The sequence below is a fragment of the Pleomorphomonas sp. PLEO genome (genome assembly GCF_041320595.1).
GTDB lineage: Bacteria > Pseudomonadota > Alphaproteobacteria > Rhizobiales > Pleomorphomonadaceae > Pleomorphomonas.
This window is the reverse complement of sequence record NZ_CP166625.1, coordinates 553,697-572,746: the sequence shown is the minus strand read 5'-3', so window position 1 is coordinate 572,746 and position 19,050 is coordinate 553,697. Positions and strand designations below refer to the sequence as shown.

The 19,050-nt window shown below is 62.5% G+C and carries 15 protein-coding genes and 1 riboswitch; of the genes, 9 read left to right on the top strand and 6 right to left on the bottom strand.

Annotated elements, in window-relative coordinates; translation table 11 throughout:
• The first annotated feature begins 170 nt into the window (after positions 1–170).
• Together AB6N07_RS02410 and AB6N07_RS02405 are read left to right on the top strand one after the other, a co-directional pair.
• A complete protein-coding gene (locus AB6N07_RS02410; protein WP_370676231.1) occupies positions 171–1,706 on the top strand; it encodes a YifB family Mg chelatase-like AAA ATPase in 1,536 nt (511 codons plus the stop codon).
• A gap of 216 nt (positions 1,707–1,922) precedes the next feature.
• Positions 1,923–4,388 carry an ATP-binding protein gene (locus AB6N07_RS02405; protein WP_370676230.1) on the top strand — a complete coding sequence of 822 codons (2,466 nt, stop codon included), beginning with the start codon at positions 1,923–1,925 and terminating at the stop codon, positions 4,386–4,388.
• A gap of 194 nt (positions 4,389–4,582) precedes the next feature.
• On the opposite strand, the gene AB6N07_RS02400 is transcribed toward AB6N07_RS02405, so the two are convergent.
• From AB6N07_RS02400 to AB6N07_RS02390, 3 genes are all read right to left on the bottom strand, one after another.
• Positions 4,583–5,551, bottom strand: a complete 969-nt coding sequence (locus tag AB6N07_RS02400) for an ABC transporter permease (protein ID WP_370676229.1) — start codon at positions 5,549–5,551, stop codon at positions 4,583–4,585.
• Between the two features lie 27 nt (positions 5,552–5,578).
• On the bottom strand, positions 5,579–7,084 hold the full coding sequence (locus tag AB6N07_RS02395) for a sugar ABC transporter ATP-binding protein (protein ID WP_370678178.1): 1,506 nt from the start codon (positions 7,082–7,084) through the stop codon (positions 5,579–5,581).
• Positions 7,085–7,290: 206 nt separating this feature from the next.
• Positions 7,291–8,277 carry an ABC transporter substrate-binding protein gene (locus tag AB6N07_RS02390; protein ID WP_370676228.1) on the bottom strand — a complete coding sequence of 329 codons (987 nt, stop codon included), beginning with the start codon at positions 8,275–8,277 and terminating at the stop codon, positions 7,291–7,293.
• A gap of 799 nt (positions 8,278–9,076) precedes the next feature.
• On the opposite strand from AB6N07_RS02390, the gene AB6N07_RS02385 reads away from it, so the two are divergent.
• Positions 9,077–9,988, top strand: a complete 912-nt coding sequence (locus AB6N07_RS02385; RefSeq protein WP_370676227.1) for a GntR family transcriptional regulator — start codon at positions 9,077–9,079, stop codon at positions 9,986–9,988.
• Here the strand turns inward: AB6N07_RS02385 and AB6N07_RS02380 are convergent.
• Positions 9,982–10,824, bottom strand: a complete 843-nt coding sequence (locus AB6N07_RS02380; protein WP_370676226.1) for a fumarylacetoacetate hydrolase family protein — start codon at positions 10,822–10,824, stop codon at positions 9,982–9,984. The two genes, AB6N07_RS02385 and AB6N07_RS02380, sit on opposite strands and share 7 nt — an antisense overlap.
• A gap of 92 nt (positions 10,825–10,916) precedes the next feature.
• On the opposite strand from AB6N07_RS02380, the gene AB6N07_RS02375 reads away from it, so the two are divergent.
• Both AB6N07_RS02375 and AB6N07_RS02370 read left to right on the top strand, forming a co-directional pair.
• Positions 10,917–11,867: an amidohydrolase gene (locus AB6N07_RS02375; RefSeq protein WP_370676225.1), complete on the top strand. Its 951-nt coding sequence runs from the start codon at positions 10,917–10,919 to the stop codon at positions 11,865–11,867.
• 47 nt (positions 11,868–11,914) lie between these two features.
• Entirely contained in the window at positions 11,915–12,277 is a 363-nt protein-coding gene (locus AB6N07_RS02370; protein ID WP_370676224.1) for a cupin domain-containing protein, read from the top strand.
• Positions 12,278–12,413: 136 nt separating this feature from the next.
• Here the strand turns inward: AB6N07_RS02370 and AB6N07_RS02365 are convergent, their stop codons facing one another.
• Positions 12,414–13,199, bottom strand: a complete 786-nt coding sequence (locus AB6N07_RS02365) for a cold-shock protein (protein ID WP_370676223.1) — start codon at positions 13,197–13,199, stop codon at positions 12,414–12,416.
• A gap of 535 nt (positions 13,200–13,734) precedes the next feature.
• On the opposite strand from AB6N07_RS02365, the gene AB6N07_RS02360 reads away from it, so the two are divergent.
• Positions 13,735–14,133 (top strand): DUF2852 domain-containing protein, encoded by a 399-nt coding sequence (locus AB6N07_RS02360; protein WP_370678177.1) that lies wholly within the window; start codon positions 13,735–13,737, stop codon positions 14,131–14,133.
• 95 nt (positions 14,134–14,228) lie between these two features.
• Positions 14,229–14,978, top strand: a complete 750-nt coding sequence (locus AB6N07_RS02355) for a M48 family metallopeptidase (RefSeq protein WP_370676222.1) — start codon at positions 14,229–14,231, stop codon at positions 14,976–14,978.
• Between the two features lie 15 nt (positions 14,979–14,993).
• On the opposite strand, the gene AB6N07_RS02350 is transcribed toward AB6N07_RS02355, so the two are convergent.
• Complete coding sequence (locus AB6N07_RS02350; protein WP_370676221.1) at positions 14,994–17,222, bottom strand: transglycosylase domain-containing protein; 2,229 nt, start codon at positions 17,220–17,222, stop codon at positions 14,994–14,996.
• Positions 17,223–17,354: 132 nt separating this feature from the next.
• Positions 17,355–17,558: riboswitch (cobalamin riboswitch) on the top strand.
• An 89-nt stretch (positions 17,559–17,647) separates the two neighbouring features.
• Here AB6N07_RS02350 and AB6N07_RS02345 point away from each other — a divergent pair.
• Both AB6N07_RS02345 and cobW read left to right on the top strand, forming a co-directional pair.
• Positions 17,648–18,013: a DUF1636 family protein gene (locus AB6N07_RS02345; RefSeq protein WP_370676220.1), complete on the top strand. Its 366-nt coding sequence runs from the start codon at positions 17,648–17,650 to the stop codon at positions 18,011–18,013.
• Positions 18,010–19,038, top strand: coding sequence for a cobalamin biosynthesis protein CobW (gene cobW, locus AB6N07_RS02340; RefSeq protein WP_370676219.1), 1,029 nt, complete (start codon positions 18,010–18,012; stop codon positions 19,036–19,038). Before AB6N07_RS02345 ends, cobW begins: the two co-directional genes overlap by 4 nt.
• The last annotated feature ends 12 nt before the right edge of the window (positions 19,039–19,050 follow it).

Genomic DNA, 19,050 nt, shown 5'->3' with positions numbered 1-19,050 from the left:
AACCGTTCGTCGCAGCTTCGAATCTTGAAAGAAAGCAAATAACAGCTGCCAAATGGCGCTCCCGCGGCCGGTGGAATTAGGCGGAACAGACGGCCTCTGTTTGTTCCCTCCTCGTTCTTGACAGGCGACCGACGCTCCGCTTAGGTTGTAGCGGCTGAGGGGAACGAACAATGGTCGCGCATGTCAGGACCGTTTGCTTTCAAGGTGTCGAGGCGACGCCCGTCGACGTCCAGGTCCACATGGGACCGGGCAGGGTCTTGTTCAATATTGTCGGTCTCGGCGACAAGGCGGTTACTGAAAGCCGTGAGCGGGTTCGCGCCGCGCTGGCTGCCTCCGGCCTTGCCCTGCCGGCCAAACGCATCACTGTCAATCTGGCGCCTGCCGATCTACCCAAGGAGGGCAGCCATTACGACTTGCCCATAGCGCTTGCCTTGATGGCAGCCATGGGAGCGCTGCCTACCGACGCGCTTGCCGAATATGTTGTGCTCGGCGAGCTTTCTCTCGATGGTACCATCGCGCCGGTGGCAGGCGTATTGCCGGCGGCAATCGCCGCCAACTCTGAAGGGCTGGGGCTGATGTGCCCGCGCGCCTCGGGCGCGGAAGCCGCCTGGGCCGACGCCGAAATGCCGATCCTGGCACCCATTAGCCTGATCGCCATCGTCAACCATTTCAAGGGCACGCAAGTGCTGTCACGGCCTGAACCGAAGATAGCCGACGCCATCGTGTCGCTGCCGGATCTCGCCGACGTTAAGGGCCAGGAGAGTGCTCGCCGAGCGCTCGAGGTAACGGCGGCTGGTGGCCATAACCTCTTGATGATAGGTCCTCCCGGCTCCGGCAAATCGATGCTGGCGAGCCGCCTGCCCTCTATCCTGCCGGCGCTGACCCCGCAGGAACTGCTCGAAATCTCGATGATCGCTTCGGTGGCCGGCACCCTCGCCGATGGCCGGCTTTCTGATCGGCGGCCGTTCCGGGCGCCACACCATTCGGCATCAATGGCCGCACTGGTGGGCGGTGGCGTACGGGCAAAGCCCGGCGAGATCTCTCTGGCCCATCGCGGTGTGCTGTTCCTGGACGAGCTGCCGGAATTCAACCCGGCGGTGCTCGACAGCCTGCGCCAGCCGCTTGAAACCGGCGACATTGTGATCGCCCGCGCCAACAACCGCGTCACCTATCCGGCCCGATTCCAGCTTATCGCCGCGATGAACCCCTGCCGCTGCGGCCTCGCCGGCACGCCGGGCCACACCTGCCGACGCGGTCCGGCGTGCGCCTCCGAATATCAGGAGCGCATCTCCGGGCCATTGCTCGACCGCTTCGACCTCACCATCGAAGTGCCGGCCGTATCGGCGTCGGATCTGATCGGCGCGCGGCGAAGCGGTGAGCCGTCTTCGGCGGTCGCAGCCCGCGTCGCAACGGCACGAGCCATCCAGTCCGAGCGCTACGCCGCGCTTGGCCTCGACACCTCGGTTACCAACGCGACGGCGCCAGCGGCGGTGATCGATGGTGTCTCCGAGCCCGACAGCGCCGGCTTGGCGTTGCTGAGGCAGGCAGCCGAACGGTTGTCGTTGTCCGCGCGCGGCTATCACCGTGTGCTGAAGGTGGCCCGCACGCTCGCCGATCTCGACGGTTCGGAGGGGGTTGGTCGTCTGCATATCGGCGAGGCTCTCGCCTACCGCACCGGTCCCGATCGGCGGGCGCGGGCAGCGTGATGGACACATGACAACGAGGCCGGAACGATTGAGCATCCGAGCGTAGGCACAGGCCCGGCTTTATAGCTTGTGGCGGAAATTTCGGAATTTCACCGGACCATCAACTGATTGGCAACCTTGCCGGCCTAGCCTGCGCATGCCCTGTCGAGCGCGGCGGGGCTGGCGCATTCCTCGCTGGGAGCGTCGCTATGACCGCGCCGCACCTTCGGGACGGATATGACCGGCCAACAGCACACTCCGCCCGACGACGCTTCGTCGCCACGCCTGTCTGCCGAGCGGTTGCGGCAGCCGCACCCAGGCTGGCGTCGTGCCCTGTTCCTGACCACAGCTGGGCTTGCACTCACCGCTGCCACCATCACTGTTGTCGCCTCGCTCCTCGCCTCGCCGCCGCTTCTTGCCGGCATTCTCGCGCTTGCCCTTGGCGGCGTGCTGTTCGAGGCCGGCCGCCGTTCCGCCCGCCGTGATTTGGGCCGTCTCTACGATGCCGCTGTCGGCTCGGGTGACGAGGGCGATGGCCTTGGCGATATCGTCATCCGCCGCGACACTGCTGGCCGGATAGTGTCGACCAGCACGGCCACAACCGCGCAGCTCGGCCAACCACCGGGCGCCTTCATCGGCCTCGATTTTTCGACTTTCGCCACCGACCTCGCTGCTGGTGAGCTGTTTGCCGCGTCCGATGTCGTGGCAAACAATGCTCGAACGCCGCGAGCCGACCCCTGGCAGCAGTTGCGCCGCCGCTTGACGACGCTCGCCGCCCTGTCCGGCCAAGGTCTCGTCAAGCAGGGTCCCAGCCACTTATCGGGCGATATCCGTATCGACACGGTCGATGGTCCCCGATGGTTTTCCTTTTCGGAAGCGCCGATCGTCGAGGATGGCAGGGTGACGGGTACCCGCACGCTTGGCCGCGACATCACCGAGCGCAAAGCGATCGAGGCAGCGCTCGAAAAGACGCGCGATGAGGCCGAGGCGGCGAGCGCCGCCAAGAGCCGCTTTCTCGCCGTGGTCAGCCACGAGATCCGTACGCCGCTCAATGGCATTCTCGGCATGACGGCGCTGATGCAGAAAACGACGCTGTCGGCTGAACAGCGCACGTATGCTCGGGCCATCGAAACCTCCGGCGAAGCCCTCCTCACGTTGATTGAAGATCTTCTCGATTTCTCCAAGATCGAAGCCGGGCGGTTGACCCTGCAGACCGAGCCGACCTCGCTGGCGGCCGTTGTCGAGGACCTCGTCGAACTCATGGCGCCGCGTGCCGAGATGAAGGGCATCGAACTTGCCGCCTATATCGATCCGCGGCTTGATCGTCTCGTCCATGCCGATCCAACGCGCGTTCGACAGGTCCTTTTCAATCTCGCCGGCAATGGCATCAAGTTCACCGCGGAGGGTGGCGTCGCCATCGAACTGCAAATGGCGGACGAGGGCGAGGGCAGCATTGGGGTGGCCTTCCTGGTGCGCGACACCGGCATCGGCATTGCCGAGGCTGACCAGCAGCGCATCTTCGGCGAGTTCGAGCAGGCTGATCCCGGTCCGGCCCGCGCCCACGGCGGCACCGGTCTCGGCCTCGCCATTGCTCGCGAGCTGACACGGCTGATGGGGGGCGACATCCGTCTGGTATCGGCCCCCGGCGAAGGGGCGAGCTTCAGCTTCGCCCTGCGCTTCCCGCTGGCCGAGGCGGGAGCGCCGGCCAAGTCTACAATGTCACCACCCATTGCATCCGCCGAAGTGGCAACCGATGCGGAGGATCAGTCTCCGAACGATGCCGTAGGGGCTCGCGCGGCCTTCGCACTTCTCGCGGCGAGTTTTGCGACCAAGGATAGCGCGACGATCCCGGCCCCCACGGCGGCTCCGCCAACCGATCGTCGGTTCGCTGGTCGCCGTATCCTGGTGGTGTCGCATGCCCTTATCGAAGGACCATTCCTGATCCGTCGACTTTTCGATGCCGGTGCCGACGTGACGTTGGCCACCCAGAAGGATATCGAACAGGAAGTGGTCGGCTCCTGGCAACCGGATGCCGTTCTCATCGATGCGGCCGCCGGTGATCCGCTCGCCGTCATCGAACGCATCCGCGCTTTTTCGACGACGCCGGTCGGCGTGTTGATCACCGCGTCCGAGCGGCCGATGCTGCCCGAGCTGCAAGCCGCCGGCTACGGCGCCTATCTGGTCAAACCAGTCAGGGCGCGTTCGCTCTCCGCCGTCATAGAGACGCTGCTCGGTCATGGCCAGTTCGCGGCCGCGGCGGAGCCGATTCAGGACGAACAGGTGGCACCAGCCCATCGGCTGTCGGTCCTGCTTTGCGACGACAACGAGATCAATCTTTTGCTCGGTCGGGCCTTGGTCGAGCGGGCTGGCCATTCCGTCACGCTCGGGGCCGACGGCCAAAAAGCACTGACGGCCACGGCAACCATGCTATCTTCCGGCGGCAGCTTTGACGTGGTGCTGATGGACCTGCACATGCCCGAGATGGACGGCATCGAGGCGGCGCGGCGCATGCGGGCGATGATCGCCGATCGCGGCGGCCGCCAACCGGTGATCGCCGCGTTGACCGCCGATGCGTTGCCGGAAACGCGGGCCCGTTGCGAAGAAGGCCTGTTCGACGCCTGGCTTTCAAAGCCGCTGAGGCCGGCCGACCTCGAGACACTGCTCGAGGCGAGCGCCAGCGGCAATATCGCCCACGCCTCCTGAAAAGAGATCGGGTGACTCGAAAGAAAAAGGAGACGGAACCGTCAGGCTCTGTCTCCTTAAAGCGCTGTTCGATCTGATTGGATCAGATCGGCGCTCCAGTTTCTTGTTTTGGAAGCATCATCTTGCCGATCCTCGTTTCACTCCGGTCCGATGATGCTTGCTATTTCAGGCAACTGTCCGTTTGCGCGCAGGCCTCAACCGCGACGGCGGCGCAACTGATCAGAGTAGACGATCAGGATGATCAGCAGACCGGTGATGATGCGCTGCCAGAACGAATTGACGTTCAGGAGGTTGGCGCCGTTGTTGATGGTGGCGAGAATGAAAGCGCCGATCAGCGGGCCATGCACCGAACCGACGGCGCCGAACAGCGACGTGCCACCGATCACCGACGAAGCGATGGCCTGCAGCTCCCAGCCATCGGCCTGCATGGCATTGCCGACGCCAATACGGGCAGCGAGCAGCAGGCCGACAAAGGCGGCGCAGGTCGAAGACAATGTGTAGGCCAGGTAGACGGTCAGCTTGACGTTAACGCCGGAAAGGCGCGACGCCTCCATGTTGGAGCCGACGGCGAAGATGTAGCGGCCATAGCGGCTGTGGTGGAGGAAAATGTAGGCTGGTATGCCAACCAGGAGAACCATCCAGAACAGGTTCGGCAGCCCGACGAAGTCGTTGCGTGAGAACTCCGTGAAGGTATCGTTGACGATGTTGATGGTGGCGCCGTTGGTAACCAGCAGGCCAATGCCACGCAACGAGGTGAGGGTCGCCAACGTGATGATGAAGGGCGGCAGTCCCATCTGCACGATGCCAAAACCATGGAACATGCCGATGGCAACACCGACGGCCAGCGTGATGATCACCGTCGTCATGATGGAGAAGTCGTGGGTCAGCAGCCAAGCGGCGATGACGGTACAAAAACCCACCACGGCGCCGACGGAGAGGTCGATACCGGTCGTGATGATCACGAAAGTTTCGCCGACGGCCAGAATGGCTATCATCGAACCCTGACGCATCAGGTTCATGATGTTGGCTTCCGTCATGAAGCTCTTGGTCGTCAGGCTGAGGACGATGCACATGCCGAGCAGCAGCCCGATCAGTGTCAGGCCGAACAGCCAGTTGGCGCTGCTTTTGCGGACGACCGCCGCCGTCTTGGTATCCGTGGACATGAATTTCTCCCTGTGAACGCTCCCCGTTCACACACCGATCGCTTCGGACAGAATTTCTTCGTGGCTCGCCGAATGGTAGGCGTGCCGGGCGACGTCTTCACCGCGTCGGAAGACATGCAGCTCGTCGGCGAGCTCGTAGACTTCCGGCAGATAGGACGAGATCAGAATGATTCCGGCTCCTTCGGCGAGCAGGCGGGCAAGCAGACGGTAGATCTCCGCTTTGGTGCCGACATCGACGCCGACGGTTGGTTCGTCGAAAATGAACAGCCGAGCGCCATGATTGAGCCACTTGCCGATGACGATCTTCTGCTGATTGCCACCCGACAGTGACGATACCAATGCCCCGCGGCCGGAAGTCTTGACCTGGAGATCGGCGATCTGCCGGTCGGCCCTTTGGCGATCTGCTGAGAACGGCACCAGACCGGCCATTGTGATGTGGGAAAAGATCGGCAGATTGAGATTGAAGCCGACGGGCAAGTTGATGCAGAGCCCTTGATCGCGACGGCTTTCCGGGGCGAGCGCTATGCCGAGATCCATCGCCTGGCGTTCGGAGCGGATGTCCACTTCCTTGCCCTGCCAGAGGACGCTGCCACCGGTCTTGCGATGGCGACCGAACAACGACATCACGAATTCCGAACGGCCAGCGCCGATCAGCCCATACAGGCCGACGATTTGCCCGGCACGGACACTGAGCGACACATCATGGAAGCCTGGACCGCTGAGGTTTTTGGCCTCTATCAGCAGATCGCCAGCCGGAAAGAACTCCTTATGATAGATCTGCTCCAGCGAACGGTTGATCATCAATGAGATCAGCTCGGTTTCGTTGGTCTCGGAGGTGATGCGGGTGCCCACCAGCGTGCCGTCGCGCAGGATGGATACGCGATCCGATAGTTCGAACACTTCCTCCAGGCGATGACTGATGTAGACGATGGTAACGCCACGCTCCTTGAGGCGACCGATCAGCGCAAAGAGCTGGGCCGCTTCGGTGCGGGTGAGGTAGGCGGTTGGTTCGTCGAAGATCAAAAAGCGGGTGCCGCGGATGGCGGCGCGGGCAGTGGCAATCAGTTGCTGCTGGCCAATGGTAAGATCGCCGAGCAGCACATGCGCCGGTAGATCGAAACCGAGGTCGTCGAGGATAGCCTGCGCCCTTCGGGTCATCTCGCTCTTGCGCAGGAGGCCAAAGCCGACGTCCTCGTCTCCGAGGAACATGTTGGCTGCGACCGTCAAGTGGCGGCAAAGCACCACCTCCTGGTGGACGGCATTGATGCCAAACTCGATGGCTTCATGCGGCGTGGCGAGTCCAACAGGCTGGCCTTCCCAGAACACCTCGCCTGAGGTGCGCGTTATGACGCCGGTCAGGAGTTTGATGAGTGTTGATTTGCCGGCACCATTTTCACCGACGATGGCGTGAACTTCACCTCGGGCAAAGCTGAGATCGGCGGGTTTCAGCGCGTGGGTGGCGCCATAGCGCTTCTCAAGGCCGCGCAGTTCGAGAATGGGAATGCTGGCGGCGGTGATGGCGGCTTCTGCCATCTGCCCGTGGAGATTGGTTTCGATCATGATCGACCCGCCTCAGTTGGAAATGCAAGGCATGCGCCGCCAAGGTTCCCGGACTAACCGGCAACACTGGCGCGGGCCACGGCCTGGCTCGCATGAGAAGATGCCGAGTTTAAAATCCGGCTCAATATCTCCGAACGCCCGGAGATCCCTAGCGGGACGTCCGGGCGCTGGAGCCTTGCTCACTTCACTTTCGGATACAGCAGCTCCTGGGCGCGCGGCTCATTCATGTTGGCCGTGGTCACCAGGTTGGCGCCAGTGTCGACGAAGGCTTCGACCTTCTCCTTCTTGACGGCGGAAAGCGCCGTCTTGATGCCGTCGTAGCCCATACGATACGGGTCCTGTACGACGAGCGCATCGATCACGCCGTCCTTCAGGAAGCCGACCAGCTTGTCGTCGTTGTCGAAGCCGATCAACCCGACTTTATCGCCCAGCTTGTTCTCGGCGATGGCCTGACCAGCGCCCTGGGCGGCGATCAGGTTGGAGGCAAACACGCCCTTGAGGTCAGGATTGGCGGTCAAGAGGTCGGTCATGATGTTGAGGGCGGTGGTCGCCTGACCGTCGCCAACCTTGTCGGCCACCAGCTTGAGGCCGGGATACTTGGCAGCCAACTCTTCCTTGAAGCCCTTCGCGCGCTGCTCGAGCGAGCCGGCGCCCGGCAGGTTGGTAATGAGGGCCACGTCACCTTCCACCTTGCCACCATTGGCGGCGCCGATGGCGGCGGCGAGACCGTCAGCGGCAATACGGCCGCCCTGGACGTTGTCGGTGGTCAGGAAGGAGGTGAAGGCCTTGGAATCGGCGGCCGAGTCGATACCGATGATAGGCACCGACTTGGCGGCTTCATCGATCGGCTTGCCAAGCGCCTTGAATTCCGTCGGCGCTACGACGAGAGCATTGGCTCCGGAGGAGACGGCATTCTCGATAATCGAAATCTGGCCGTTGATGTCGGCTTCGGACTGGGCACCGAGTTCTGGCACGTTCACGCCGAGATCCGCGCCAGCCTTGCGGGCGCCGGCCAGCACGATCTGCCAGTAGAAAGACGTGGTGTCCTTGACGATAATCGGAATCGTATAGGTTTCGGCTTGCGCAGCAACCGGGGCGATAGCCGACAGCGCGACGGCGCCGGCCAGTGCGACAAGCGTACGACGTGTAATGCCAATAGCTTTCATGGTGCGATCCTCCCGAGATCAAGGTCGCTTCCGACAAAGCCCGATCCAAGCTCCTCAGCTATCGGACTTTATCGATAAAAAACAGCGACAGACGACAATTATCCGAAACTCCCCACCGGTGCAAGGCCTGCGGACTGGGGGGACACCGACCCTTTGGTCGACACCGACCGCATTCGCTAGGATCACCGATAAACCAGCTGGACGACCGCTTCTTACCTCATTTCATGTAAAAATGAAACGAACTTGTTTCGATGTCCAGACCATCTTCGGTATTTTCCAATTATCAGAATATATCATATCGTTTCAATACAAACCAAATCGTTATAAATCAACGTCTTAAATGGACACATCGACTTTTGGCCAATATGTCGCGTGAAATATTTATTCTCTGATTATTTTAATAAGATATAGTAATTCCAGAAACGAGGTTTGCCCGCCAGTTTCCTAAATCTAACGTACGCCCACCCGAAGCTTCAGCCGCCCCAAAGGGTTATTTGACTAGATTCAGAGCCATGCAATCGATTGTGGCCCTGGCCTTTGGTCGTTCCGCAGATCGGTTGCAAAAGACCAATTTCGCTTCGTGTTCTTTGTCGATAAAGTGCAACACAATTCTCCGCAGCCGTCCAGGCAGCGGCTACTTGGTGCTCGGTCTGGAGCGCGGGTCCTTAAGTGTTATGGCCCGAAAGTTGCGGACTTTTCTGTCGAGCGGCGAGGTGAATGCAAATGTCGGGGCGGACGGCGCGTCCGACCGGGCTTCGCTCTTCCCGAATCGGTGGGGGCGGCCGGAGATGAGGTGAACATGCCGAAGCAGAATACTGTCTTCAAGGATGCTTATAACAGGTGCTTGCGGCTACTGGTGGTGGGTGAGAGCTTACCCTCCGAGCCAGAACTCTGCATTCTACTCGGTGTATCCCGGACGACGGTACGCTCCATTCTTTCGCAAATGGTCGAGGCGGGCCTGATCGAATGGAACAAGCGCTCGAAGGCGGTGCAGCGGTCGCCGGCCAAGACCGACTTTTTCCCCGAACATGAGACCAACTCACTGGCGGAAGTGATCGAGCGCACGTTCATGAAGCGCATCCTGATGGGAGACGCTCAACCGGGCATGCAGATCAATGAATTGGAACTCGCCCGCGAAATCGGTGTCGGCACCACCTCCGTACGCGAATTTCTGATCCGTTTCAGTCGCTTCGGCCTCATCGAGAAGCGGCCGAACAGTCACTGGATACTGAAGGGATTTACCCGACAGTTCGCCGAGGAACTGATTGACGTCCGCGAAATGTTCGAGCTGAAATCAGCCGCTGCCTTCGTTAACCTGCCGGTCGAGGATCCCGCCTGGATCGAACTTGAAGCCCTGCGCCGCGCCCATGTCGAGGTGCTCGCTGATATCGACAGCCGCTATCTCGAATTTTCAGAACTTGATGACCGTCTGCACCGGTTGATCCAGCAGGCCTCGAGCAATCGCTTCATCGTCGACTTCTACGATATCATCGCCATCGTCTTCCACTACCACTACCAGTGGAACAAGGCGAATGCCCGCGAACGCAACGGCAAGGCGATCCTTGAGCATCTCGACTATATCGAGGCCCTCAAGACGCGCCGACCGGAAGCCGTCGAGGCCGCCTGCCGGATCCATCTCTCATCGGCGCGCCTGTCGCTGATGCAGTCGCTGTCGCCGGCCGCTCTAGCGGCACCCGACATCGCTCAATAGGCGGCTATCGTCTGGCGCTGCTCGCCAAGTCCTTCGACGGACAGACGCATCACGTCGCCCGCCTTGAGGAATTCCGGCGGCTTGCGACCCATGCCGACGCCCGGCGGGGTGCCGGTGGTGATGACGTCACCCGGATCGAGACGGACGAAGCGCGACACGTAAGACACCAGCGTCCGAACGCCGAACACCATGGTGGCCGTGTTGCCGCGCTGGCGCGGCGCGCCGTTGAGGTCGAGCTCCATGGCGAGCGCCTGTACGTCGGCGATCTCGTCCGGCGTGACCAGCCACGGACCAAGCGGTCCGAAAGTCGGGGCACTCTTGCCCTTGAGCCACTGGCCTGTCCCCTCCATCTGGAAGGCGCGCTCGGAGACGTCGTTGCATAGCACGAAGCCGGCAATGTGATCGAAGGCGTTGGTCTCCTCGACCTGCCAGGCGGTCTCACCGATGACGATCGCGAGTTCAACTTCCCAGTCGAGCTTGGTGGCGCCCGGCGGGATCAGAACGTTGTCATTGGGGCCGACGATGCAATTAGGCGCCTTGCTGAAAAGGAGCGGCTCGCGCGGCACGGTGCCGCCCGTTTCGGCGGCGTGGTCGGCATAGTTCATGCCAACGGCAATGAAGTTGCGTGTGCCGGCCACAGGCGCGCCAAGACGCGTACCTTCCGGCACCAGTGGCAGGCTCTCCGGGCTGATGGCGGAAATTGAGGCTAGCGAGGCCTTCGACAGCGCCGCGCCGGCAAGGTCGGCAACGTGGGCTGAGAGATCGCGGTGGCGACCGGAGGCATCGACGAGGCCTGGCTTTTCGGCGCCGACGGCGCCATGGCGGATCAGTTTCATGTGAGGGGCGTCCCGGAGAAATCGGCAGTCTCCGCTTCTACCGCAGGACGACAGCGCCGGGAAGGCGGCAAACGACCGCTCGCCGTGGCATCTTGTGGTCTCTTGCAACCTTAGTCGGGCTCCTGACCCCGCCTTTTTCCTTTACTGTTCCGCGGGAACCACCCTGTGTCCGCCCGAGGCTTATAATGAGCGTTCCGACGCGTCTGATCGATACGCATTTGCATCTTATCTATCGAGAGAGGCTGACCTATGCGTGGCTTGGCAGCGAGCCGATGCTCTCCGCGCATGATTGGACCTACGAACGCTATGCCGCCGAGGCCCATCCGCTCGGCGTCACCGACTGCCTTCACATGGAGGTCGACGTTGCCGAGGACGACATCGATCGCGAAACCGAGTTCATTCGCGGCCTTGCTGGGAATCCTGCCCGTAATATTCGTGCCGCCATCGTGAACGCCAGGCCGGAGAATGCCGATTTCGCCGCTCAAGTCGATCGTGCCCGCGCGGATTCGTTCATTCGAGGCTTTCGGCGTATTCTGCACGTGATGCCGGATGACCTCTCGCGGGCGCCGACATTCCGTGAAAACGTCAAGCGTCTCGCCAACACCGGCCTCACGTTCGACATCTGTGTGCGCGCCGACCAGCTCGGCATCGCCGCCGAACTTGTCGATGCCTGTCCCGGCGTCGCCTTCGTGCTCGATCATTGCGGTGGCGGCTCAGCGTCAAGGCCGGATCTATTTGCAGCCTGGAAAATGGCACTCTTCGAGTTCGCCCGTCGCCCTGGCGTCGTCGCAAAGATTTCTGGCGTCATCGGCACGGTTGGTGAAGGCTGGACTTTGGATGATCTCAGGCCGGTGGTTGAAACCACCATTGAAGCCTTCGGTTGGGATCGCGTGGTGTGGGGAAGCGATTGGCCTTGGTCAGCGCAGCGCGCTTCTCTTAGGGATTGGATCGAAACCACGCATCGCCTTGTTGAGGGCGCAAGTGAGATCGAGCGAGAGAAACTGTTCCACCGCAATGCCACACGTATCTACGGGATCGGCTGAAAAGCTTACGATCTGTGGTAATTGCCGACAAAAAGGGGAGGTTCGCCATGGATGACGATGCACTGTTCCTCGGCTTCGATCTCACCTCCGTCGAGCCGGAGGATGGCGGCCCCGATCCCGATCGGATCATCAAAGGCAATCCGAGGAGTCGGACGTGGCTTGTCGAGGAACGCGACGCTGAAAAACTGTATGCCGGCGTCTGGGAATCGACACCGGGCGCTTGGCGCGTCGTCTATGACGAGTGGGAGTTCTGCTCCATCCTCTCGGGGATCTCCATCGTACACGAGACCGGTAAGGAAACGCCGCGCGTGCTGAGAACCGGCGACAGCTTCATCCTGCGACCTGGATTCTCCGGCATCTGGGAAGTGGTGGAGACGACCCGAAAGCTATTCGTCGTGCGCATGCCGTAAGAGCGGCTTCATCCGCCAAAGCTGCCGACGAATGCAGTTTAGTCTCGTCCAGAGGTGTGACGGTCACCCCAAAAAACTTTCGGGCGGCGACAATCTGTCGCCGCCCGAAAACTTTGATTGCTGTTATGCGGGTCGATCAGTCGAGCAGGCTGATCTCGACCGCCTCACGCCCCTTCGGGGTTTCGACGATCTTCATGGCGACGCGCTGACCATCGGTCAACGGTCCCATGCCGGCCGACTGCAAGACGGAGATATGGACGAACACGTCCTTGCCACCGTCTTCGCCGGCCACGAAGCCGAACCCCTTCTCGGGATTGAACCACTTGACGGTACCGTCAAGCGGAATTGCCGAGGAGGTATCAACCGACCGACGCAGCGGACGCGGAGCGCCGAAGCCGCCGCGATCACCGCCACCGCCGAAGCCGCCACGGTCACCGCCGCCGAAGCCACCCGGACGCGGGCCGCCACGATCGCCGCCGAAACCGCCACGGTCGCCGCCGCCGAAGCCGCCACGGTCACCGAAGCCACCCGGACGCGGGCCGCGCGGCGCCTGCGGCGTCGCGGTCGTTTCATCGACCTCGAGCACCTTGACGACCTGCTTACCCTTGGCGCCCTGGGCCACTTGGACCTTCAGCGTGGCGCCCGGTGGTACGCTGTCGCGACCAAGCGCCTGCAGTTGGCCGATGTGCAAGAAGGCATCGCCCGAACCGTCAGTGAGGGCCGTGAAGCCAAAGCCCTTCTCCGGGTTGAACCAGGATACCGTCGCCTCGACCACTGGGCCGGTCGGCGGAGCGCTATCGTACGGCGAAGGACCGCCGAAACTGCGCGCCGGTCGCTCGGGACGAATGTCGAACGACGGCATTATGTCGTCATCAAATCCGCCACGCCGCCGCGGCGGGCGGAAATCCTTACCCTTACCCATTCTGTCTTCTCGTCTCCGCCAAAACATAGCTCCAGACCGATGCCCGCGGAGAGCTGCATCGAGCCAGTTTGTTTCAAGAGAGCTATTCCACCGCCGAATTCGTCTTTGTACCCGGCACATCGCACCATTGCTTTGGCAATGACACGCCAGACCGCCCGCCTTCAGAACCGCTCCACCCCTAGTCTTATCACAGATGTTAGCGTTTCTGCTGCTTGAAAATCGCGCCGAGGATGGTCCACGGGTCACTTTTTGCGTTTTTTTACGTGCTTGACGCACCTTGTGCGCCGACCAAAGGCGATGACGACAGCGAATCGCCGATGTCAGTTCGAGCGATGGACGGGAGATGGCGGATCAACTCGCCGCCGACCAGCCGAATCGTCTTCCGCTCGGCGCGTTTCTGTCCGCAAGATCAGAACAGCTCCATCAAAAACAGCGCCGGGTTCAATTCCAAAAAAGTCCTCATCTGCTCTTGAAGGCGGCTTTGACCGGGGCCACTTCGGTATCGTTGTTCGGAATGCTCCGAAAGGGAAGAAAAATGAGAAGCTGCGTGATGAGACCCGGCTTTCATCCGCTATCCATCGCGGCAATGATTGTCGGTTTCGTGATCTTCTGGCCGATCGGCCTGGCAGTACTTGCCTATATACTTTGGGGGGATCGCATGCGTGCTCGCTGGAACGATCTTCGCCCTGATCTTGAGCGCGCTGCCCGTCGGGCCGGCTTTCAGCGGGGCGGATTCAATACCTATCGCGCTGCCTCGACTGGCAACAGCGCTTTCGATTCCTACCGCGACGCTGAACTGAAGCGTCTCGAAGAAGAGCGCGCATCCCTTGATCGGATGCGCGACGAGTTCGACGAGTTCCTTGCCAACCTGCGCCGCGCCAAGGATCAGGAAGAGTTCGATCGCTTCAAGGCAAGCCGCAACCCAACGGCCTGATCCGGGTCCCTCCACGACCGGTAAGCCGAAAGCCCTCGCACCGATCCCAGGTGCGGGGGCTTTGTCGTGAGAGACGGCACCGCTACACTCCCGTGATGCCGATTCGTCTGCCTTTCCTCCAAAAGCCTGAAAACAAGCGTTCGGCCCCCGCGAGCTTTCCGATCCTCGCTGGCGAGAGCCTGGTCGAAGTAACGGTGCGGCGGAATGCCCGGGCGCGCCGCTATACGCTGAGGCTCGATCGCCGGGGCGATGGCGCGATCGTCACCATCCCCAAGCGTGGATCGCTCACGGAAGCCAAGGCCTTTGTGACCCGCCATGCCGATTGGATCGCCGCGCGACTCGCAGCCCGGCCCGATATGCCGGAAGTGCCGGTCGCCGTTCCAATTCGGGGCGTCGTCCACCGCGTCGTCTCCACAGGCTCGCCGCGTGGCCGCGTCTGCCTCGTCGCCCTTGATGATGGCCCAGCGATCGAGGTGCCCGGTGAGACGCCGCATGTCCGTCGCCGCCTCACCGATCACCTCAGGAAAGAGGCGAGAGCCGACCTTGCCGCCGCCGTGGCGCGCCATGCCGAGACGCTTGGCGTCCACCCCCAGGCGATCCGCCTCAAGGACACCACCTCGCGCTGGGGATCGGCATCGGCACGCGACGTACTCGCCTTCTCCTGGCGGCTCGTCATGGCGCCGCCTTTCGTTCTGGATTATGTCGCCGCCCATGAAGTTGCTCATCTCAAGGAGATGAACCACTCCGATCGCTTCTGGACGATCTGCGAAAGGCTTTGCCCGGCGACGGACGCGGCCAAGACTTGGCTGAACAAGAATGGCGCTGGTTTGCACCGACTGCCGTGACGACCTGTGGCCCGCTCAGTTACCGAACAGGCGCTGCAACAACCCTTTTTCCTCGGGACTGGGCTGGGAGACCGGCACGTTCAGCGGTGGTGCGGGTTGGGCGCTCGGCGTCTGCGGCCCTTGCACCGGCAAGCCATCCGTCGTCGCAAATGTGACGCCCACGTTGGTAGGCGGCGGTACCAGCTCGACGCCCGGCAGCGGCCGGACGGGCAATTCGCGGACCGCCTCCGTCATGAAGCGATTCCAGAGCAGCGCGGTCAACGCGCCGCCGGTTGCTTTCTTCGTCGGCGTATTGTCGTCGTTGCCCAGCCAGACCCCCGCCGTGAGGCCATTGGTGTAGCCGATGAACCAAGCGTCGCGGAAATCCTGGCTGGTGCCGGTCTTGCCGGCCACCGGACGATCGGACAGGAGCGCCTTCTGTCCGGTGCCATCGGTGATAACGGCCGACAGCATGCGGTTCATGGTGCCGACGGCGACATCGGAGATCACCCGGCCGGGGCCGTCGCCCTGGCGATGGAACAGGACCTTGCCTTCCTTGGTACGGATATCCTCGACGAGATAGGGGATGATGCCCCAGCCGCCGTTGGCAAAGGGCACGTAGGCGGCGGTGATCTCAAGTGGCGTCACCTCGCCCGTACCGAGGGCGATCGACGGATTGTCGTGAAGTTGACTGACGATGCCGACGCGGCGAGCGGTCTGCACGACGTTATCCGGTCCAAGTGTGGCGGTGAGACGGGCGGCCACCGTATTGAGCGAGCGGGCTAGCGCCGTCGTCAGCGTCACCGGACCGAGATACTCATTTTCATAGTTTTTCGGCGACCAGCCATTGATGGAGACCGGTTCGTCGACAACGATGGAATCGGGCGAATAGCCGTGCTCGATGGCGGTAAGATAGACGAAGGGCTTGAAAGCCGAACCTGGCTGGCGCCGCGCCTCGATGGCCCGATCGAACTGGCTTGCCGCATAATCCTTGCCGCCGACCAGCGCCTTGACGGCACCGTCATTGTCGACGGCAACCAGAGCGCCCTGGCTCGCCTTGTATTTGACGCCCTCCTTGTCGAGCGTCGTGCGGACGGCACTTTCCGCCGCCGCCTGCATGCGGGCATCAATGGTGGTGGTCACCACGATGTCGCTTCGATAGCGCGCGACGTAGCCCGGCAAAAGATCCATCACCCAATCGGCGACATAGTTGGCGGCCGAACCACTCTTGGCCGGGGAGGATGGTGCGCCTACAGCCGTCGCCCGCGCCGCGTCGTCACGACTGACATAGCCTTCGTCGACCATGGCGGCGAGCACGACCTTGGCGCGTGTCGCGGCCAGCTCCGGCGAATTGGTCGGCGCGTAGCGCGACGGTGCCTTGAGGAGGCCGGCGATGGTGGCGGCTTCGGCCAAGTTGAGATCGCGGGCCGACTTGCCGAAGTAGCGCTGCGCCGCCGCGTCGACACCGTAGGCGCCGGCGCCGAGATAGACGCGATTGAGATACATCTCCAGGATTTGCTGCTTGGAGAACCGCCACTCCAGCCATAGGGCGAGCACTGCTTCTTGCAGCTTGCGTTCCAACGTGCGGTCGGGCTGCAGGAAAAGGTTCTTGGCAAGCTGTTGGGTCAGTGTCGAGCCACCCTGCACGACCGAATGCGCGAAGAGGTTGGTGACCAAAGCGCGGGAAAGGCCGATCGGGTCGACACCAAAGTGATGGTAAAAGCGTCGATCCTCGATGGCCACCACCGCTTCGGGCAGGAACGGCGACATTTCGGACAGCTTCATTTCCTCGCCGCCGGTGTCGCCACGATTGGCGATGATCGTGCCCGAGGCATCGACGATTTCCACGTTAGGCGGTCGGGGCGGCACCTTCCAATCGTCGATCTGCGGCATGGTTGCGACGGTGTAGCCGATGACGCCGGCAACCCCGATCAGCCCCCAGATGCAAAGAACGACACCCCAGTAGATGAGACGGCCGAAAAGTCCCATACCGGACCGCCGGCTCCGCTTTGCCTTGCGCTGGGAGGACTTGCGACGACGCGGCTGCTGTTCGGACATCTCCGCCTCCTCGCTGTCGTAGTTCTCGCCATCAAAGCTGGGTTCGATCCGCTCGGATCTCGATGATCGGCCGCTGCGGGAATTGGGCAGGCTTTTGGGCGGCGTGAAGCGATCACCCTCGCGGGCGGAAAAATCGTCCTCGCGGGACGGTGCCTCGAACGTCGGCTCGGCCCGCTCGCGTCGGATGTTCCGTCTGTCGCTCCGCATCGTTCGCCGCAACTCCTTCCATCAGGGCTACATAGCCCGTGGAGCATCCGATTTACCCTAAATGAGGCGGTTTAAGGGGGCGTAAAGGATGGCAGCTCCGCCGCTCGGTTGACTTTGCCTCGCAACAAGCCCCAAATGGCCGGGCGTGACGGTCCCTCCTCCCGGAGGAGGGCGAAAGAGGGAATGCGGAATCGGAAAACTCCGAAAGCCGCAGCTGCCCCCGCAACTGTGAGCGGCGAGCCGGATGCTTAGCGTGCCACTGGTCGAAAGACTGGGAAGGCCGTATCCGGCAACGAACCGCGAGCCAGGAGACCTGCCGCCGCGCATGGATGTCGAGACCGCCGGTGGGGCGGGAAAGGACCTATCATGACGCGTGCCTCGGCGGTTTTCGACCGCCGTCTATTGACGTTTCCGGAGTGCCGGCCATGACGGCATACCCGGTCACCCTACACGTCTGTCTCAGCTGCCGCGCGGCAGGAGATGACGACGCCTGCCGAGCTGGCGCCCGTCTTCATGCCGCTCTTGCCAGCCGTCTCGAGGGACAAAGCGATATTCTGCTTTCCGGCGTCGATTGCCTGTCGGTCTGCAAACGGCCGGTCACCGTCGCGTTGGCAGCGCCGGACAGGTGGACCTATGTCGCCGCCGACGCGGCCGATCCCGACGAAGTGATCGCCGCCGCCGAGCGTTACGCTGCGAGCGACGATGGCCGCGTGCCCTGGCGTGAGCGACCGCCTCTTTTGAAATCGGGCCTCGTTGCCCGCATCCCGCCGCAGCCGGAGACCCGCCGATGAACGTCCAGTCGAAAATCCCCGTCACCATCGTCACCGGCTTTCTCGGTTCGGGCAAGACGACGCTGATCCGCCACGTCATCGAGCGCGCCGGTGGCCGTCGTCTTGCGCTCATCGTCAACGAGTTCGGCGATGTCGGCGTCGACGGTGACATCCTCAAATCCTGCGGCGCCACCGACTGTCCGGAGGATGCGATCGTCGAACTCGCCAACGGCTGTCTCTGCTGCACCGTTGCCGACGACTTCCTGCCGGCCATCGAGGCGCTGACCCGTGGGCCGCGCCGGCCCGATCACATCATCGTCGAGACCTCCGGCCTTGCGCTGCCGAAGCCGCTGATCAAGGCCTTTGACTGGCCGGATGTGCGCGCTCGCCTCACGGTCGACGGCGTCATTGCCGTGGTGGATGCCGCCGCCGTGGCGGCCGGCCGGTTCGCCGACGATCCCGAGGCCGTGCTCGCCCAACGGCAGGATGACCCATCGGTCGATCACGACAATCCACTTGAAGAGGTCTACGAGGATCAGCTTCTCGCTGCCGACCTCGTGGTGCTCAACAAGACCGACCTGCTCTCGTCCGAGGAATTGGCTCGCGTCATACAGGACATCGCAGCTTCGCTGCCGAAGGCGGTGCGTGTCGTGCCGACTTCCGAAGGCGAGATTGCGCCGGAAATCCTGCTCGGCCTGGCTTCCGCCGCCGAGGACGATCTGGCCAACCGGCCAAGCCATCACGACGGTCTCGGCGACCATGATCACGATGACTTCTCGACCTTTGCCGTCGAGGTCGGCGCAGTCAGCGATCCGGAAAGCCTGATGGCCCGGCTGAAGGCAGTGGCCGAGGCGCATGACGTCCTGCGCATCAAGGGCTTCGTCGAAATTGCAGGCAAGCCGATGCGTCTCTTGGTGCAAGGCGTCGGCGGCCGCTTCCGCCATGCCTTCGACAAGCCCTGGCCGTCCGGGCCGCGCCGCAGCGCGTTGGTGGTGATTGGCGAAAGGGGCATCGACGAGACGGCCATCCGCGCCGCCCTCGCCTGACCCAAACGGAAA

Coding starts and splice junctions, on each gene's coding strand:
- AB6N07_RS02410 (WP_370676231.1), top strand. CDS start 171: ATGGTCGCGCATGTCAGGACCGTTTGCTTTCAAGGTGTCGAGGCGACG.
- AB6N07_RS02405 (WP_370676230.1), top strand. CDS start 1,923: ATGACCGGCCAACAGCACACTCCGCCCGACGACGCTTCGTCGCCACGC.
- AB6N07_RS02400 (WP_370676229.1), bottom strand. CDS start 5,551: ATGTCCACGGATACCAAGACGGCGGCGGTCGTCCGCAAAAGCAGCGCC.
- AB6N07_RS02395 (WP_370678178.1), bottom strand. CDS start 7,084: ATGGCAGAAGCCGCCATCACCGCCGCCAGCATTCCCATTCTCGAACTG.
- AB6N07_RS02390 (WP_370676228.1), bottom strand. CDS start 8,277: ATGAAAGCTATTGGCATTACACGTCGTACGCTTGTCGCACTGGCCGGC.
- AB6N07_RS02385 (WP_370676227.1), top strand. CDS start 9,077: ATGCCGAAGCAGAATACTGTCTTCAAGGATGCTTATAACAGGTGCTTG.
- AB6N07_RS02380 (WP_370676226.1), bottom strand. CDS start 10,824: ATGAAACTGATCCGCCATGGCGCCGTCGGCGCCGAAAAGCCAGGCCTC.
- AB6N07_RS02370 (WP_370676224.1), top strand. CDS start 11,915: ATGGATGACGATGCACTGTTCCTCGGCTTCGATCTCACCTCCGTCGAG.
- AB6N07_RS02365 (WP_370676223.1), bottom strand. CDS start 13,199: ATGGGTAAGGGTAAGGATTTCCGCCCGCCGCGGCGGCGTGGCGGATTT.
- AB6N07_RS02360 (WP_370678177.1), top strand. CDS start 13,735: ATGAGAAGCTGCGTGATGAGACCCGGCTTTCATCCGCTATCCATCGCG.
- AB6N07_RS02355 (WP_370676222.1), top strand. CDS start 14,229: ATGCCGATTCGTCTGCCTTTCCTCCAAAAGCCTGAAAACAAGCGTTCG.
- AB6N07_RS02350 (WP_370676221.1), bottom strand. CDS start 17,222: ATGCGGAGCGACAGACGGAACATCCGACGCGAGCGGGCCGAGCCGACG.
- AB6N07_RS02345 (WP_370676220.1), top strand. CDS start 17,648: ATGACGGCATACCCGGTCACCCTACACGTCTGTCTCAGCTGCCGCGCG.
- cobW (WP_370676219.1), top strand. CDS start 18,010: ATGAACGTCCAGTCGAAAATCCCCGTCACCATCGTCACCGGCTTTCTC.